Origin of the sequence: Streptomyces sp. NPDC049837, from assembly GCF_040674455.1 — a bacterium.
GTDB lineage: Bacteria > Actinomycetota > Actinomycetes > Streptomycetales > Streptomycetaceae > Streptomyces.
In genome coordinates, this window is record NZ_JBFAMP010000006.1 from 52678 (window position 1) to 70234 (window position 17557).

General features: G+C 68.3%; 14 protein-coding genes, 1 pseudogene and 1 riboswitch. Of the genes and pseudogenes, 3 read left to right on the forward strand and 12 right to left on the reverse strand.

What is annotated here, in order from left to right; genetic code table 11:
• Positions 1 to 24: 24 nt before the first annotated feature.
• A complete protein-coding gene (locus AB0J57_RS17960; RefSeq protein ID WP_366129162.1) occupies positions 25 to 1389 on the reverse strand; it encodes an aminotransferase class V-fold PLP-dependent enzyme in 1365 nt (454 codons plus the stop codon).
• A gap of 173 nt (positions 1390 to 1562) precedes the next feature.
• Positions 1563 to 1680, reverse strand: a riboswitch (SAM riboswitch).
• 104 nt (positions 1681 to 1784) lie between these two features.
• Between AB0J57_RS17960 and AB0J57_RS17965 the strand changes: the two are divergent.
• Positions 1785 to 1961, forward strand: a pseudogene (locus tag AB0J57_RS17965) (transposase); the annotation flags it as partial.
• A gap of 233 nt (positions 1962 to 2194) precedes the next feature.
• Here AB0J57_RS17965 and AB0J57_RS17970 read toward each other — a convergent pair.
• The 5 genes from AB0J57_RS17970 to AB0J57_RS17990 form a co-directional block, all read right to left on the reverse strand.
• Positions 2195 to 3031, reverse strand: coding sequence for an endo alpha-1,4 polygalactosaminidase (locus tag AB0J57_RS17970; RefSeq protein WP_366129163.1), 837 nt, complete (start codon positions 3029 to 3031; stop codon positions 2195 to 2197).
• Between the two features lie 41 nt (positions 3032 to 3072).
• On the reverse strand, positions 3073 to 3789 hold the full coding sequence (locus tag AB0J57_RS17975) for a spherulation-specific family 4 protein (RefSeq protein ID WP_366129164.1): 717 nt from the start codon (positions 3787 to 3789) through the stop codon (positions 3073 to 3075).
• Entirely contained in the window at positions 3786 to 5351 is a 1566-nt protein-coding gene (locus tag AB0J57_RS17980; protein ID WP_366129165.1) for a hypothetical protein, read from the reverse strand. The genes AB0J57_RS17975 and AB0J57_RS17980 overlap by 4 nt, the downstream gene beginning before the upstream one ends.
• Positions 5348 to 6838, reverse strand: a complete 1491-nt coding sequence (gene pelF, locus AB0J57_RS17985; RefSeq protein ID WP_366129166.1) for a GT4 family glycosyltransferase PelF — start codon at positions 6836 to 6838, stop codon at positions 5348 to 5350. The genes AB0J57_RS17980 and pelF overlap by 4 nt, the downstream gene beginning before the upstream one ends.
• Positions 6839 to 6908: 70 nt before the next feature.
• A complete protein-coding gene (locus AB0J57_RS17990; protein ID WP_366129167.1) occupies positions 6909 to 8783 on the reverse strand; it encodes a hypothetical protein in 1875 nt (624 codons plus the stop codon).
• A 1137-nt stretch (positions 8784 to 9920) separates the two neighbouring features.
• Here AB0J57_RS17990 and AB0J57_RS17995 point away from each other — a divergent pair.
• Positions 9921 to 10166 (forward strand): hypothetical protein, encoded by a 246-nt coding sequence (locus AB0J57_RS17995; RefSeq protein WP_366129168.1) that lies wholly within the window; start codon positions 9921 to 9923, stop codon positions 10164 to 10166.
• 75 nt (positions 10167 to 10241) lie between these two features.
• Here AB0J57_RS17995 and trpD read toward each other — a convergent pair whose 3' ends face one another.
• The 5 genes from trpD to AB0J57_RS18020 form a co-directional block, all read right to left on the reverse strand.
• Complete coding sequence (gene trpD / locus AB0J57_RS18000) at positions 10242 to 11306, reverse strand: anthranilate phosphoribosyltransferase (RefSeq protein WP_366129169.1); 1065 nt, start codon at positions 11304 to 11306, stop codon at positions 10242 to 10244.
• Between the two features lie 151 nt (positions 11307 to 11457).
• Positions 11458 to 13089 carry a cytochrome bc complex cytochrome b subunit gene (locus AB0J57_RS18005; protein WP_366129170.1) on the reverse strand — a complete coding sequence of 544 codons (1632 nt, stop codon included), beginning with the start codon at positions 13087 to 13089 and terminating at the stop codon, positions 11458 to 11460.
• Entirely contained in the window at positions 13086 to 14138 is a 1053-nt protein-coding gene (locus tag AB0J57_RS18010; protein ID WP_366129171.1) for a Rieske 2Fe-2S domain-containing protein, read from the reverse strand. Before AB0J57_RS18010 ends, AB0J57_RS18005 begins: the two co-directional genes overlap by 4 nt.
• A complete protein-coding gene (locus AB0J57_RS18015) occupies positions 14135 to 14944 on the reverse strand; it encodes a c-type cytochrome (RefSeq protein WP_366129172.1) in 810 nt (269 codons plus the stop codon). Before AB0J57_RS18015 ends, AB0J57_RS18010 begins: the two co-directional genes overlap by 4 nt.
• Before the next feature lie 77 nt (positions 14945 to 15021).
• Positions 15022 to 15642 (reverse strand): heme-copper oxidase subunit III, encoded by a 621-nt coding sequence (locus AB0J57_RS18020; protein WP_290112606.1) that lies wholly within the window; start codon positions 15640 to 15642, stop codon positions 15022 to 15024.
• A gap of 198 nt (positions 15643 to 15840) precedes the next feature.
• Here AB0J57_RS18020 and AB0J57_RS18025 point away from each other — a divergent pair, with 198 nt between their 5' ends.
• The gene (locus AB0J57_RS18025) at positions 15841 to 16242 is read left to right on the forward strand and encodes a hypothetical protein (protein ID WP_366129173.1); all 402 of its coding nucleotides are present in this window, start codon (positions 15841 to 15843) and stop codon (positions 16240 to 16242) included.
• A gap of 19 nt (positions 16243 to 16261) precedes the next feature.
• On the opposite strand, the gene AB0J57_RS18030 is transcribed toward AB0J57_RS18025, so the two are convergent.
• Positions 16262 to 17503 (reverse strand): Ig-like domain-containing protein, encoded by a 1242-nt coding sequence (locus tag AB0J57_RS18030; protein ID WP_366129174.1) that lies wholly within the window; start codon positions 17501 to 17503, stop codon positions 16262 to 16264.
• Between the last annotated feature and the right edge of the window lie 54 nt (positions 17504 to 17557).

Consider the following 17557-nt stretch of genomic DNA (forward strand, 5'->3'; position numbering starts at 1 on the left):
CGGTCCTGGTGGGCACCCGGCTGGTCAGCCGCGGTCGGGCACACAGCGCCCGTCCTCCGTACGGTAGTTCCACTTCGCCCCGTCCCGTACGAGCTCCTTCACGGCCCGAACGAACCGCTCGACGTGCTCGTCCGGCGTCCCCGCCCCGAAGCTGACCCGGATGGCGTTGAGCGACTTCTCACCCGGCGCCGCCTCGGGCGCGCCGCACTCGCCGACGTCCTGCGGGTCGCTGCCGAGCAGGGTGCGCACCAGCGGGTGGGCGCAGAACAGGCCGTCACGGACGCCGATCCCGTACTCGGCGGACAGCGCCGCCGCGAAGTGCGAGCTGTTCCAGCCCTCGACCACGAACGAGATGACACCGACGCGGGGAGCGTCGTCGCCGAAGAGCGACAGCACCTTCACCTCGGGCACCTCGGCGAGCCCTTCGCGGACCTTGCCGATCAGGTACCGCTCACGGGCGACCAGGTCATCGAACCCGGCCTCGGTGAGCGCCTTGCAGGCGGAGGCGATGGCGTACACGCCGATGACGTTGGGCGATCCGGCCTCGTGGCGGGCGGCGGTGGTGTGCCACTCGACGTCCACCCCGCCGTCGGCGCGCCGGGCGACCTTCCGGGACGCGCCGCCGCCGGCCAGGTACGGCTCGGCCTCCCGCAGCCAGTCAGCGCGCCCGGCGAGGACGCCGGAGCCGAACGGGGCGTACAGCTTGTGCCCGGAGAACGCCACCCAGTCGACGTCCAGGTCGCGCACCGAGACCGGGTGGTGGGGCGCGAGCTGCGCGGCGTCCAGGACGATGCGGGCGCCGTGGGCGTGGGCGGCGGCGGCCAGTTCACGCACGGGCCACAGCTCGCCGGTCACGTTGGACGCGCCGGTGACGCACACCAACGCCGGACCATACGGGTCCCGGTCGGCGAGCGCCCGCTCCAGCGACTCGACGGCCTGGCCCGGGGTCCGGGGCGCGTTGAGGTAGGTGACCTGGGCGTCCCTCCAGGGCAGCAGCGAGGCGTGGTGCTCGGTCTCGAAGACGAAGACCTGGCAGCCGGCGGGCAGCGCGGCGGCCAGCAGGTTCAGCGAGTCGGTCGTCGACCGGGTGAAGACGACCTGGTCGCCCTCGCGGCAGTCCAGGAACTCCGCGACCGCGGCGCGGCTGTTCTCGAACAGGTCGGTCGACAACTGCGACAGGTACCCGGCCCCCCGGTGCACGCTGCCGTAGTACGGCGCGTAGGCGGCCACGTCGTCCCACACCCGCTGGAGGGCGGGCGCGCTGGCGGCGTAGTCGAGGGCGGCGTACGTGACCTCGCCACCGGTGACGAGCGGCACGGTGACATCCCGCCCCAGAACGGGCAGGGGGGAACAAACGGACTGGTCGGCGGCAACGGCGATGACAGACATGGCGAACTCCCGTACAAGGCAGGCGAATCCGTGCGTCCACACGTCGGAAAGGCGGCACGACGCGGCGCAGGGAAAAGGTGAAAGGGGGTACCGAAGAGGGGGCGATACGCCCTATCGCATTCGCTTGCTCACGAGACTGCTCCCTTGAGGACCAGGACCCCAGGGTGTGCAGGGGTCCGCGCTTGCCGCAGACCTCGCTGCCTGCGACCTGGTCTTCACCCGGGGCACCCCGCCACGGACGGAGGGTTGCCGGACAGCGGGCCGGGGCCGTAGTCGCTGTCACTCATGACCTGATCGAGAAGCTATGACACGCGGTCGCTCTCCGCAACTCGTGTCCGGATACCGGGACACGGGAAGGGGCCCCGCCCTGTGGACCGGGGGAGGCGTTCGCCGGCCTGTCGCAGTTCGCCGAGGGGCTGTCTGACCGGCAGGTGGCGGACGCCGTGCGCACGCGGATCGACTGGAAGTACGCGCTTGGTCTGGAGCTGATGGACACCGGGTTCGACCAATCGGTGCTCAGCCAGTTCCGGTCCCGGCTGCTGGCAGGTCGGAATGTCGGCGAGATCTTCGACCTCGTCCTGAGGCCGGCCAGGGAACGCCGGCTATTCGCGTCGACCCGGATGCCGCCTGCGCCCGGAATGCCGTGTTCGATGCTCGACCTTCGGCAGCAGCGACTCGATCACCGCCCACAGTCGTCGCCGGCCTCCCACGGCTGCGGCCGCGCCACCCCGCACCCCAGATCATCAATCCGGCAGTGATCCGACCACGCCGAAGATCGCCGACGGCTGACAGATGTTGCTTTCCCTTATGGACACGGCTCCCGTCCTGCGGAGAGATCTTTCGGCTTACGGATCGAGCTGAAGTGAAGCGCCTTGGTCAGCGGGCAGAACTCTTCCGTAGAGACGTTGTACTCCACATGCAGGACAGCCTTGCCGGCTTCGATGAATGGCTCCAGCGCTTCGCACTCCTTCTTCGCCACACACTCCTCGTTGATGGCGAAGTCGAAGTCCCTGACCAGATCGGGCACCTGAGCCAGGTCGTTCTTGAGCGCCACGCCGAGCCGACGCTCATGGGCGAGCCTCGCGACCATCCGGTTGTACCGAAGCTGGTCGTCGGCGGTCAGCGGGAAACCGGAGTCATTCCTGTACCCGTTCACATTGTCCGGGTCGACCGCGTCGAACCCCTTTCGCTTGCACAGGTCCATACGGGCCGCCATGATCGGCTCCAGGACGTCGAGGCGGCGGATGTCCAGCCAGCGCTCCCCTGGCCAGTCCTCCAGGGGCTTGCCGATCCCCTCCTCCGGGAACCTGTCGGCATCCGGTCGCCACGTCTCGTGGGCGCCGACGTTGACGTAGCAGATCACCTTGCGGCCTTGGCGGTGCAACTCCTGGATGGTCTCCTCGGGCACGTCGAACAAGTCCACGTCGTAGACCTCGGCCCGGACCGAAGTGTCGATCCTGCCCTGAAGCTGCACCTGCCAGCTCACCCCGACCCGGGGCCGCCACCAGGAGCCTTCCGGGCGTGAGCTGGATTCGACGACCGGTGGGGGCGAGTCGGGTGTGACCGGCTTCGTCCTCTCCTGCACGGTGCATCCCGCCACGGCAAGCAGGCAAAGCACCGCCGTGACCGCTCTCGCCGGCACGCGGCACAGCAGACGGGCCCGCCGCGGGCGCCTCATCCGTCTCACACCCTCGAAGCTACACCGACGAGTGCCGGCCAGTAGGTGGGCAACGCTTCCCAAGGGTTGGGCAGCGTGCGGTCGGTCACGTACACGTACCCGGCCCCGCGTGTTCTAGTGAGGTCGACCGCGCGGCCCAACACGGAGACCGGCGTGTCGAAGACCAGATGACAGACACGCGACGAAGGCCACTGCCGGCTCCACTTCGGAGGTCGCCAGCCCCGGTATTCCGACCAGGGTCCCTCGAAGGTCACCACCAGATCAGCCAGCTCGACGTAGCAGGGGTCGGGTGGCGTCCCAGGATTGATCACCACCTGCCGGATTCCGCTGGACCGCAATGCGGTGACCAGCTCACGGTAGTAGGGCCAACCCGACCGGTCCTCGGTGACCTCGTCAATGAAGATCGCGGTCAGGCCGTACCAGTTTCGGTAGGCCGTGGCCTCGGCGAGCACCTCGCTTGCCCGGCGCGTGGCGTAACCAGTGCTGATGTATCCGGCGACACTGATCCCGGCCCGGCGCATCTGCCGGCACACCGTACGGTGGCCATCATCGGTGTCGCGACCGACGCCCGAGTCGGGGTTGAGGATCACCAGATCGACCCGGCCGGGGTGGGTGGCACTGGCGGCGCAGAGCTGTGCCCAGTCCGCGGCGCAACAGCACGGGTCGAAATAGGCAGGGACGGCGACGCGCGACGCCGGCGCCGCTCGGGTCGCGAGTCTCACCGGTGGTTCACCGCCCTGCGGCAAAGCCGGTAGAGGATCGTGCCATGTGCCGCCGCCAGCGCTATGGCGACGATTCCGTACCAGACCATCCCTGTGTCATTCGCGAACGGATCGTCGAGGAGCAGGGTGTTGGCGAACAACGCGGCGACGGCTACGGAGGTCGTGATGAGGACAACCCGCGTCTGACCCATTTGGTTGACCACCATCCCGACAAAGGTCGCTGCGCCGAGCAGTAGATAGACGAGGGACAGCGATACCGGCGGCGTGTAGTGGGGGGCGAATGTCATCGTGGTGAGGTACAGCGCTCCGGAGAGCGCGGCGAGCACGACGAGGTAGTACAGCGTCAACCTCGAGAAGGCATGACACGCCGTACGAGCGAAGACCACGGGTGATGCGGTCGATGCCAGCAGCCGAGCCGAGATCCGACGACGGCGGTACATCAATACCTCCACCACTCCCATGCTCAACACCAGCGGCAATGCGGCGAGGGCCACCGGCAACGCCAGCGGCTGGGCCTCATCACCTTCGCGGAGCAGGAAGTCGACAACGGGGTACACGAGCAGCACGGTGGCCAGCAGCCCGAAAGCGCTGTTCAGGAGCGCGCCGCGCAACATGGCCGGGGACATGCGTTGCGCTGGAGGCGTTCTGTCGCGGGTCGCCCGGAGGGCGAAGACGAGTGCCAGCACGGCTGTTGCCGTCATCGCAGCAGGGGCTACCGCACCTACGCCGACAGCGGCTTCGGGTACGGCGACAACGGTCTGGGCTCCGGACACCGCCGCGTAGGCATCGGCCCTGGGCGGTCCGACGCCCCGGGTCGCCACCACGAACGCGCCTGCCGCCGTCGCCGGAAGCAAGGCGAGCATCAGTCGCAGGTCACGGTCGAACACGAGCAGGGCCATGGCCGAGATCAAATAGACCGACTGACCGATGAGGATCGCCAGCGTTCCCCAGGTCACGTCCATGGACGGGGTGATCACCAGGGCGATGTAGGCCGCGATGACCGACAGCACGCTCATGAGCGCGATCCCGGTCAACATAGCCCGTCGCAGCTCCCATCGGGCGCTGTCAGGGGCGAGGTGCCCGAGTCGGACCCAGCCCAGGTAGGCCATACCGGATCCCCAGACCCAACTGAGGGCGAGTCCGCCGAGCAGGAGGACGATCACCGTTCGGTCGACCGCCTGAAGCAAGGTCACGGAGACGAAGGCGGGCAAGGCATAGAGCAGTCCGCGCAGACAGCGCAGGACCAGCCCACGCCCGGATATGGTGCCCGTACTGTCGGGCTCGTTCTTCTCGCGGGTGCTGTCGTCTTCCGCACCTGAGCCGCCCGGCATCACCCTGGTCTCATTTTCGGCGCCGAGCTTACGGAGGGACAGGAGCTTGCCCAGCGTGAACACGTCCTCGGCGCGGTACTGTTCCTGTGCGATGCGGTCGTTGAACCCCGCGCTCTCCAGCACCGCCGTGATCTCGAGCGGATCGGTCGCCGTGGCGACCAGTTGCTGGTATCTCTGGGACAGCTCTGACACCGGATCCGGGACAGGGTCCATGGGAAACGTGTTGCTCATACTGCCTCGCTCTCCCGCAGGGGACGCGTCGCCGGGGTGTCGATGAATTCGTGCAGCACATGGCTCGGCGTGCTGCGTAGGCGAGCCGTCTCGCGGTAGAGGTCACGGAACGTCTCCACGAACCGGTCGATCGTGAACAGCTCCAGCGCCCGGTGGTGCGCGGCCGCCGCCAACCGCCGGCGCAGGGCATGGTCTCGCAGCAGGCGCACGCAGGCCGCCCCGAAGGCCTGGGGATCGCGTGGCGGTACCAGCAGCCCGGTCTCCCCGACTGCCTCGGCGACCCCGCCGACGTCGGTGGAGACCGTGGTACGGCCGGTGGTCATCGCCTCGATGACGCTGTACGGCAAGCCTTCGGAGATGCTGGAGAGCACCACGAGGTGGCCCGCCTGATACCCGTGGCTCACGGGTGAGATCGGCCCCTCGAACGTGACGGCCTGGACGAGCCCGAGCATGGCCACCAAGTTTGCGCATCTCGCCGCGTACGCCTCGTTGTCCGGGGGCACCGGGCCGAACAGGCGCAACTTGGCCTCGGGGACCTCCTTCCGGACCAGCGCGAAGGCACGGATGAGGGTTTCCAGGTCCTTGAGCGGGTCGATGCGCCCGACGAAGGCGAGCGTGGGCACGGCGGGCTCCTGTCGGGCGGCGGGGAACTTCGCCGGATCGACGCCGTTGTAGACGGTCCGGATCGCCTCGGCCCGGGCGCCGTTGCGCAACTCCCAGCGCTGGTTGAACTGGTTGACCGGGGCGATGATGTCTGCGGCGCGGTAGCCCAGTTCGGTCAGCCGGACGAAGAAACGGATCATGAACGTCTTGGCCGGCGGGGTGAGGCCCATGGAGCGCATCGCCAGGATCCGCTCACGCAGGTAGACCCCGTGTTCGGACAGCAGCAGGGGAGTGCCATAGGCCCACTTGGCGACCAGACCTACCAGGATGCACGGGCCGTTGGCGACCGCGTGCACGACGTCGACCCGCAGGGGAGCGTCCGCGAGCGGGCGCAGGAAGTGCTCGACCAGATCGGTGGCGGTGAGCACGTCAGCGAGGGTGAGCGGCGCCTGGCCGAAGGCTTGCCGTGCCCCGGGTGGACGATGGTTCCACACCGCCTGGAACACATCGACCGAGTCCTCGCTGCGCAGCAGCTCGGCGAGCAGGCCTCGACGCGCCAGGCGATGCAACACCCGCAGTGCGTGCTCGAACGTCGGGAGTGCGCCGGGATCGTCGCCCAGGATCGCTGTGAGCAGGTCCGTGTAGGCGGTGATGAAGCAGGAACGGACCGTCCGCGGCACCCGCCACGGATGACGGGTCGGGGCCCACAGGCCGATGCGCCGCAGGCCTGCCACATTGGGCGGCAGTTCGCAGGTGACACCCTCCATGCCGGAACCGGTGAGTGCCACGACATCGAACTCGTGCTCGGGCAGCCCACGGATGAGCTGGTCGCACCAGACGCTCACCCCACCGGGTTGGATGGGATAGGAGCCCTCCGCCACCATGACAATTCTCAAGACCGGTCCTTCTGAGGAGTGGAGCGAACGGACGGATACAGGACGGGCGACAGCGGGATCACCTCCGCGGTGGCAGTGTGTAGCGCCCCTCACCGGAGACGCTGGTCCATGCGGAACGCTCGCCGCCGTACTGCTGGCCGAAGAGAGGTCCGGTCCCGCTTCCGGTTCGGGTTCCTTCGGGAGCGGTGAGCGGGACCGCCATCTTTCGGTCGGTCTGCACCGTGACCACGCCGCCCTGGATCCAGGCCGTCACTTCTCCGGCAGCCAGTGCATGGAAGGTTTTCTGCCGGGCCAGGATGTTGTCGGCCTCCGTCATCGAGGGGACGAGCACCGGCCGGTTCTCTCTGATCAGCTCGTGGCGGTAGCGGGCAAGCGCCCGTTCGATGATGGGGTAGGCGGTGCGGTCCTCGGCCAGGTTCGACTGGTGCAGGTAGTGCGGGCGCGGATCATTGGAGAGCATGTGCCCCAGAGCGCGACGTGCCTCCGAGGGCACGATGTAGTCCGTGAACCCGGTCTTTCGATCAAGCGGGGCGATGCAACTGTCGGTCCGCTCGCACTCGCCGCTGCCCCCATCGGCTTTCGCGGTGTGCAGCCAGCTGTACTGGTCGACGGCCTCTGCCACGGTCGCCGTGTCGTAGCCGAGGTCGATGGGGTAGCGCGGTAGCGTCCGGGTGCCGCCGATGTCCCGCTGGTCTTTTTCCAGGGACGCGTCGGAGGCGATAGTGCGCACGCCGGTCTCGGTCAGCGCCGCGGCGAGGTTGGGGTTGTCCTCGGGCATCTGCGGCTTCGCGCGCAGACCGGAGTGCTCGCCGGTCACCAGCTCGGCCGGGTTGATCGGCAGGTCGTACCGGTCGGCAAAGTCGATGTTCTTCTCGATCTCGGCCTCCAGCAACTTCTGGCTGACGTAGCGGACATCACCGAGGACAGGGATCTTGGCGCAGCGCCATGGGGTAACCGATCGGTCTTGGACACATCCCAGATACCGGTGGGACCAGGTGTGGTTGATCCAGCCGAAGGAGCCCTTGTGCGCGAGGAGCGCGTCGGTGAGCGGGTCGGTGCCGTCATTCCGAATGCGGGCCTGCGTGCTGCCAAGGCCGTTGAATGCGAAGTCGAGGCGGAAGCGGTTCTCGCGCTGCCAGGCCACCGCGTAGGTGACGTCCTCCGCGGTCATGCGGATGAGTGGGGTGCGGGCCGGCACAGGACAGTCCACCGGCTGGGTGCAATGCTGACCGACCATCCATCGCGCGTTGGGCAGGAAGACATCGTCGATATGCACGGCGAAGTAGCTGCGCTCGTAGCCGAGGTGCACGCCCTTGGTGAGCCAGCGGACCAGACCGGGGATGAGCACCTGGAACTGGGGCTGATGCTCGTTGTAGTCGAAGGTCAGCACAAGTTCCTCGCGGCCGTCGTGGGTGAACACCCCGGCCAGGGCCCCCGTGCCGCCGCCACGGGCCTGGGCGGTCACCAGTGGGCGGAAGCCAGCCAGCGGTCGTGCGATCTCGGCCCGGCTCTCCGTGGCGTTGGGGTCATCCTCCTCGAAGGGCACCGGGCCGCGGGCGTAGGCGAAGTCCGCAGCCAGGGCGCCCGCGGTCAACCGGGCCGTGCCGTCGAACGAGTCGCTGTGCATGCCGACCAGACCGACCTCTGGCTTGGGCCGGACGGAAGCGTCGAGCTGGCGGATGTCGAACCGTCTCTCGAACCGCTCCAGGGAGGCCATCTCGGCCGAACCGGCGCCGAAGGGATTTTCGTCGGGCAGCACGACCGCCTGGAACTTCGCGCGCGGCACCCCTGCCACGGTGTCGGAGAGGAACCGGTCATCTATCAGAGGGCGGCTGCCATCCCGCACATCGACGCCGACGACTGGCACGTTCATCCGCATCAACGCCGTGCGCACGGCCTCGACCGGGGGCTGGCCGTCGGTCACGACGAGCACACGCAGATCAATCCGAGGACTGGGTGCCGCCGAAGTGCGGTTCGCCATGGAAAATGGCAAAATTACCAGAAAGCACAATATCAGGCACGCGAACAAGGGCTTACGGCGCGGCGCTTCTGAGGCACGGTGTCCGCTCGTCATGGTGTGCTCGCGCTCCGGTATGCGGTGGATGAGGTGCGCACCGGATCGGGGGCGCGGCTGGCATGCCGCGTAAAGGAAATGCCGACCGAATGGCGTAGGGAAGGCAAGCGAGGGCCAGGTCTATTCCGGCGGCCTGGACGACGAGCCGGGCCCAGCGGCCGGGAGGAGTCGGCGAATACACAGAATGCCCGGCCCCACCCCAGGTGCTGGGGCCGGGCAGGGCATGAGATGGAGCCGGATGCGGCCGCGTCCGACCGTGGATCATCGCCGCTTGGGCAGCCTTCGGAGTCCGCTGTTCGACGTCCGGCGGCGGAACGCACCGACGTGGAACGGGCTCGCCTGCCCCGCGGGGCGGCGTGCCGGCGCACGGCAACTGTGCGTACCGGCGCGGTGTGGGCGGTCAGTCGGTCGGATGCCCGGCGGGCGGGGTGCGCGACAGGCCCCCGCGCAGCATCGCCCCGGCCCTGCCGCTTATCGGCGTGCGGCCAGTCCGTGGCCCGCCGCACCGGGTGCGGTGTGGACTCTGTCGCCCGGCTGGTTCCGATGGAGGACAAGAGAAGATCCTATTCCGCCGTGACCGCTCGCGGGTCCGTTTTGCTTCGTATTCCACGGTTATGTCAGCATCTGCTGAGAGTCAATTGATTTTGTAGGGTCTTTGCCTGTATCCGGTGGACCGGAGATGAAAGACCAGCTCAAAACGTCGTCACTGCCCGTAGCCGAGCACTGGCGGGTCGTCGGCGTCCGAGCGCATCAGGGACTACACCCTCATGCCCCGCTTCGACTCCCCCGCCTGTTTCCCTTCCCCGGGACCGGGGAGGGAGGCCGCTGGGCATTGGCCCCCCTGGGCCGGACCGAGTCAACCGCGGGTCGTACCGGGGCGACACGCTCGTGCTGGACGCATCTGAGACACCGTCAGCGGCGGGTGAACGTCACGGACTTCATGCCGCTGACCCGTGTTCATGCCTCGGATCGGCCACCGGCCGGCGCCGCGAGAACATGCTGCGACACCACGACGAACACCAAGCGATCCAGCAGGACCGCGCCGCCCGGCAAACCCGCGAATGGCGCGACCGCTACCAGTGGCGCAACGGCATCGATGCCACCGTCTCCCGAGGAGTCCGCGCCTACGGCCTGCGCCGGACCGATACCGCGGCCGGCCCAAGACACACCTCGCTGGACTGCAGCACACCGCGAATCGACGCCCGCATCTCCCGCTTCGAAGCGCTGAGGCCCGCCGCCTGACGGCGACGGGCCTCACGGAGGGGCCAGGCATTGACCAGCAGCGTCCGGTGGCCGGGCCCCAGGAAACCGCACACGCTACGCGTGGCTCGCCGCCACCCACCGTTCCAGCGCCGCCCGCGCCGCGCCGGAGTCGACCGACTCGGCGGCCTTCGCGATGCCCGCCCGGATCTGCTCGGCCAGCGGCGCGTCCGACGGCTCCAGGGCGACCAGGGCCGCCGCCGCGTTCAGCAGCACCGCGTCCCGTACGGGCCCGGTCTCGCCGGCCAGCAGCCGGCGCGCCACGTCCGCGTTGTACGAGGCGTCCGCGCCGCGCAGCGCCTCCACCGGCACCAGGTCGATGCCCACGTCCCTCGGGTCGAACGTCTCCTCGCGCACCGCGCCGTCCCGGACGACCCACACCTTCGAGGTGGCCGTGGTGGTCAGCTCGTCCAGCCCGTCGTCGCCCCGGAAAACGAGCGCGGAGGAGCCGCGCTCGGCGAGGACCCCGGCCATGATGGGGGCCATCCGGGCGTCGGCGACGCCGGTCGCCTGGGCCTTCACCCGTGCCGGGTTGGTGAGCGGCCCGAGGAAGTTGAACGTGGTGCGGATGCCCAGCTCCTTGCGGGCCGCCGCCACGTGGCGCAGCGCCGGGTGGAACTTCACCGCGAAGCAGAAGGTGATGCCGGCCTCCTCGGCGACCTCCGCGACCCGCCGGGGCGACAGGTCCAGGTTGACGCCGAGCTTCTCCAGCACGTCGGAGGAGCCGGAGGCGGAGGACGCGGCACGGTTGCCGTGCTTGACGACCTTGGCGCCGGTTCCGGCGACGACGATCGCCGACATGGTGGAGATGTTGACGGTCTTGGCGCCGTCGCCGCCCGTGCCGACGAGGTCGACGGACGGGCCGGGCACGTCGATGACGTTGGCGTGCTCGTACATGGTGCGTACGAGACCCGTGATCTCCTCGACCGTCTCGCCCTTGGCGCGCAGCGCGACCGCGAAGCCGGCGATCTGGGCGTCGGTGGCCTCGCCGCGCATGATGCGGTCCATGGCCCACGCCGTGTCGTCGGCGCTCTGGTCGCGTCCCTCCAGCAGGCCGTTCAGCACCTCGGGCCAGGAACGACCCGCCGAGCTCGGTCCTCCAGCGGGTTGCACAGCGCTCATGGTCGCTCCTGGTGTCCGTACGTACAGGGATGACCACAGCCTATCGAGCGCCGGGCACGGCAAAGAGCCCCGTCCAGCGAATGGACGGGGCTCGATGCTGTGGCGACCTTTGGGGGTCCCCTCAGGGCTTCGCCCTGAGGGGGGAAGGTGATCAGTGGTGGCCGTGGCCGCTGGTGATCTCCTTGTACTCCTCGACGGTGGCCTTGGGGATCTGGTTCCCCTCGGCGAAGTAGCCCTTGCTGAGCTTGGCGCGCAGCCGCTGCATGCGCGACGGCTTGCGCTCCACACCGTTCTCGTCGACCGTCGGGCCGATCTCGACCGGCGCGTACTGCTCGTGCGTGGTGAGCGAGTGGAGCTGGGCCTGGCTGAGCGGCTCGTGGATCTCGACGAACTCTCCGTGCGGCAGGCGCTTGATGATGCCGGACTCACGCCCGTGCAGCACCTTGTCGCGGTCGCGCCGCTGGAGACCCAGGCAGATCCGCTTGGTGACGATGAACGCGATGACCGGGCCCAGGAAGAAGAAGATCCGGACGAACCAGGTGATCGAGTTGATCGACATGTGGAAGTGGGTGGCGAAGATGTCGTTGCCACCACCGATCAGCATGACCATGTAGCCGGTGACCCAGGCGACACCGAGCGCGGTCCGGGTCGGCGCGTTGCGCGGCCGGTCCAGCAGGTGGTGTTCGCGCTTGTCGCCGGTGATCCACGACTCGATGAACGGGTAGACGGCGATCGCCACGAGCATCACGCCGAAGAGCATCAGCGGGATGAACACGCCCAGGACCAGCGTGTGGCCCCAGAGGTTGATCTCCCACCCCGGCATGACACGGATCAGACCCTCGGCGAAGCCCATGTACCAGTCGGGCTGGGCGCCGGTGGACACCTGGTCCGGGCGGTAGGGGCCCATGGCCCAGATCGGGTTGATCGTGAACAGTGCGGCGATCATCGCGATGACGCCGAAGACCAGGAAGAAGAAGCCTCCGGCCTTGGCCATGTACACCGGCAGCAGCGGCATGCCGACGACGTTCTTGTTCGTCCGGCCGGGGCCGGGGAACTGCGTGTGCTTGTGGTAGAAGACCAGGATCAGGTGCGCCACCACGAGGCCGAGCATGATGCCCGGCAGCAGCAGGATGTGGATCGAGTAGAACCGGGCCACCATGTCGTGGCCGGGGAACTCGCCGCCGAACAGGAACATCGAGATGTACGTGCCGACGATCGGCATGGACAGGATCGCGCCCTGGGTGAAGCGGACACCGGTGCCGGAGAGCAGGTCGTCCGGGAGCGAGTAACCGGTGAAGCCGGTGAACATGCCCAGGACGAACAGCAGGAAGCCGAACAGCCAGTTGATCTCACGCGGCTTGCGGAACGCGCCGGTGAAGAAGACGCGCATCATGTGCACGAACATGCCCGCGAGGAAGATCAGCGCGGCCCAGTGGTGGATCTGCCGGATGAGCAGACCACCGCGGACGTCGAAGCTGATGTCCAGGGTCGAGGCGTACGCCTCGGTCATGCGGATGCCCTGCATCGGCACGTACGAGCCGTGGTACTCGATCTCGTTCATGCTCGGGTGGAAGAACAGCGTCAGATACACACCCGTGAGGATGATGATCAGGAAGCTGTAGAGGCAGATCTCACCCAGCATGAAGGACCAGTGGTCCGGGAAGATCTTGCGCATGTTGGCCTTGGCGAGGCCGTAGATCCCCAGCCGGCCGTCGGCCCAGTCGGCGACCCGCTCGCCGGCGGGCGCCTTGCGCTTGGCGTCGCTTGCGGTCGTGGTGCTCATCCGCGCTCCCAGAATGCAGGGCCGACGGGCTCGGAGAAGTCACCGAGCGCTTCGAGGAAGCCCTCGTCGTTCACGCCGATCCGGAGCTGCGGGAGCGGGTGACCGGCCGGGCCGAAGATGACGCGGGCGCCGTCGGAGAGGTCGAAGGTGGACTGGTGGCACGGGCAGAGGACGTGGTGCGTCTGCTGCTCGTACAGGGAGATCGGGCAGCCCACGTGGGTGCAGATCTTGGAGAAGGCGACGATGCCCTCGTGCGACCACTCCAGCTCGCGCCGGTCCTTGATGTCCTCCGGCTGGATCCGGACGATCATCAAGGCATCCTTGGCGATCTTGTTGTTGAACTCGTGGTCGCTCTCCTCCAGGCCCTCGGGCTTGGCGAAGGTCAGCGAGCCGACCTGGACGTCCTCGGGACGCAGCGGCTCGTTGGTGTTCATGTTGATGAGCTGCTTGCCCTTGGCCCACGACGTGTGGAACAGCTTCTTCTCGGGCAGCGGGCCCAGCTCGCGCAGCAGCACCAGGCCGGAGAGCGGCACCATGGCCAGCGCGCCGAGCATGGTGTTGCGGATCAGCGGGCGGCGGCCGATCGCGGACTCCCGCGCACCGTCCGCGAAGTCCGCCATGACCTTGGCCTTGACCTCGGGCGTCGCCTCGATGGCGTGCCGGTCGTCGGCCATCTCCTCGTCGGACATCAGGGTGCGGGCCCAGTGGACCGCGCCCGCGCCGATGCAGAAGAGGGCGAGGCCCAGGGTCATACCCAGCGACAGGTTGGTCGCGCTGACGTGACCCAGCGGCCAGACATAGACGATCTTGTCGACCGGGAAGATCACGAAGGAGGCGATGAAGCCGATCGTGGCCAGCATCGACAGGGTGAACAGCAGGGCGACCGTGCGCTCGGAGCGCTTGGCGGCCCGCTCGTCGATGTCCTGGATGCGCGGCTTGTGGGGCGGCAGCCCCGGGTCGGCGAACGGGTTCTCCGCGACCGCCGTGCCGTGCGTGGTGTCCTGCGCGTTCGGCAGGCTCTCTGCTTCTGAAATCTCTTGGCTACTCATGACTTCTTGGCCTTAGCGGTGTGGGCCGCGACCCAGACGGCGACAGCGATCAGGGAACCCAGACCGAAGATCCATCCGAACAGGCCCTCGCTGACCGGGCCCAGCCCGCCCAGTGCGAAGCCGCCGGGGGTCGGCGTCTCGTCACCGTTCACGCTGTTGATGTACGCGATGATGTCCTTCTTCTCCTTCTCCGGCATCGTGGTGTCGGGGAAGGACGGCATGTTCTGCGGGCCGGTCTGCATGGCCTCGTAGATGTGCTTGTTGCTCACGCCGTCGAGGCTGGGGGCGAACTTGCCGTGCGTCAGGGCACCGCCCTCGCCGGTGAAGTTGTGGCACTGGGCGCAGTTGGTGCGGAACAGGTCGCCACCCCGGGCGATGTCCGCGCCTTCCGGGCTGTACTGCTTCTCGGTCGGCGTGATCGGACCGGCGCCGAGGGACGCGACGTACGCGGCGAGCTGGTCGATCTCGGCCTGCGAGTAGATGTTCCTCTTCTTCGGCACCTGGGCGCCGGGCTGCTGCGCCGGCATGCGGCCGGTGCCGACCTGGAAGTCCACGGCTGCGGAGCCGACGCCGACCAGGCTCGGGCCGTCAGTGGTTCCCTGACCGCCGGTTCCGTGGCAGCTAGCGCAGCCGACGGTGTAGAGCTTCTTGCCCTCCTCGATGGCGAGGGACTGGGCGGTTTCGTCTGCCTGCGCCTTGCCCGCGGGCGCGAACGCGGCGTACAGCCCCCCAGTGGCCGCCAGCGCGAGGAGTAGGACGACGACCGCCGCCAGCGGATGGCGTCGTCGTGCGGAGAGCTTTTTCACGGATTACCCCGGTGTCAGGATCTTCTGCGTCGATGCTTGCTGGATGTGTCGGGTGTACCTGGTCCGGTACGGCCCGATTACTTGATCATGTAGATCGTGGCGAAGAGGCCGATCCAGACGACATCGACGAAGTGCCAGTAGTAGGACACGACGATGGCGGCGGTTGCCTGCTCGTGAGTGAATCTCCTGGCCGCGTACGTACGGCCGAGGACCAGCAGGAAGGCGATGAGACCGCCCGTCACGTGCAGGCCGTGGAAGCCGGTCGTCAGGTAGAACACGGAGCCGTACGGGTCGGACGAGAGCGAGAGGCCCTCGTGCTTGACCAGCTCGGTGTACTCGAAGACCTGGCCTCCGATGAAGATCGCACCCATCACGAACGTGATGATGAACCACGCGCGGAGCTTCTTCACATCGCCCCGCTCGGCGGCGAACACGCCGAGCTGGCAGGTGAGCGAGGAGAGCACCAGGATCGTGGTGTTGGTAGCCGAGAACGGGAAGTTCAGCGCATCGGCTTTCTCTGCCCAGAACTCGGCACCCGTCACCGATCGCAGGGTGAAGTACATCGCGAAGAGGGCCGCGAAGAACATCAGCTCGGAACTCAGCCAGATGATGGTTCCGACGCTGGTGAGGTTCGGCCGATTGACCGACGGGTGCGCGTGCCCGGTTTCTACTGTCGTTGCTGTCGCCACGACCGACATTATGTCGGTCGCTTATCCCGCCCTCACTCCGGGGGGTGCCGTTCGGTGTGTTGGTGCGCTCTGTCCAGCCCGAACGGCCCATCACGGCGGGGATCGAAGGGATGTCCGAACCGGTGTTGGGGGGCGGTGGACAGGAGTAGCATCCGGCGCATCGGTACCAGCCTTCCTGCCCATGCCGCCGACGTACTCGGAGGAACAATGCAGTCGAGCGCCACCGTCCTGGTCTACAGCGACGACGCCAACACCCGCGCGCAGGTGCGGCTGGCGGCCGGGCGCAGGCCCGCGGCCGACGTTCCGCCGGTCGAGTACATCGAGTGCGCGACGCTCCCGGCCGTGCTGGACCAGCTCGACAAGGGCGGCATCGACGTCTGCGTCCTGGACGGCGAGGCGGTGCCGGCGGGCGGCATGGGGGTGTGCCGGCAGATCAAGGACGAGGTGTTCCGCTGCCCGCCCGTGCTGCTGCTCATCGGCCGCCCCCAGGACGCCTGGCTGGCCACCTGGAGCCGCGCGGACGCCGCGGTGACCCTCCCGGTCGACCCGGTCGAGCTGGCGGACTCCCTGGCGGCCCTGCTGCGCAACCGCCTGTCCGTGGAGGCGTGAGGCCGGGGCCCTCCGGGGCCTAGAGTCCCGGCCGGAGACGGACCTGCTCGGTGCGGGGCGCGTCGGCGCGGGCGGCGCTGCCCGTCTGCCACTTGTCCCAGGGCAGGTTCCAGTCGCCGAAGCCGTTGCCGAAGTGGTCCATCTCCTTGCCCGCGCTGTTGATGACGGTGACGATGTCGCCGGGGCGGACGTTCTCGTAGAACCAGGCGGCGTTGCTGGTGGACATGCCGGTGCAGCCGTGGCTGACGTTGGCGTACCCCTGTGAGCCGACGGACCAGGGGGCGGCGTGGACGTACTCGCCGCTCCAGGTGACCCGGGTGGCGTAGTAGACGGGCAGGTCGTACGACTCGCTGCTGCCGGCCGCGATGCCCACGGTGGTGGAGCGCATCCGGACGAAGTACTCCTTGCCGAGCACCACTTTGATGCCGTTACGGGTGGAGAAGCCCGGTTTTCCGGTGGTCACCGGAATGGTGTTGATCACCTTTCCGTTGCGCTTGACCGTCATGTGGTGGGTGGCCGCGTCGGTGATGGCCTCGACGCGGTCGCCGATGGTGAGGTTCAGGGACTTGGCGGAACCGCCGTAGAGGTGGCCCGCGACCTTCACCCCGGCGAGATTCCCCGTCACGGTGACGGACGCGCCGACGGGCCAGAACTCCTTCGGGCGATAGTGCAGCTTCTTGTCGTCGACCCAGTACCAGGAGCCCGTGACAGCGGGCCTGGAACGCACCTTGAGGGAGCGTTCGACGGCGGCCCTGCCCTCCTTGGTGGTGACCGGGGCACTGAGCTCCGCCGTGATGGGCTGCCCGACGCCGTACTTGCCCGCCTCCGGGCCGAATTTCACGTTCAGGAGCCTTTTGGCGGGCGCGGTCTCGAAGGTCAGCGTACGGGCGCCAGGAGCGCCCTTGCGGTCCTCCGTGGCGACCCTGACGGTGTAGCGGGTGCCGGCCACCAGGGGGGCCGTCGAGCGCCAGCGGCTGCCGTCCGCGGACAGCTCGCCCGCGAGGTAGTGCCCGGCCGTGTCGACGGCCGTGACGTCCGTGATGCGGCCGTCCTTGCCCGTGGCGGTGACTTCCAGGGGCTTGTCGAGGGCCGCCTTGGCGGTGCCGGACGGGGCGTTGAACGCGACCTGGCGGGCCGCGTCGTACGGCTTCGCGGAGAGGGGGTGGCCGTCCGGGCCACCGCACGCGGTCGCGCTCGCACCGGTGACGGCGACCAGCAGGGTGCAGCTTATGGCGGTGCGCATGCGGGGCGTGTTGCTCATAAGCACACCGTAGGAAGGTATGGCCACAGCGGCACGCGGGATGACTCCAAACGA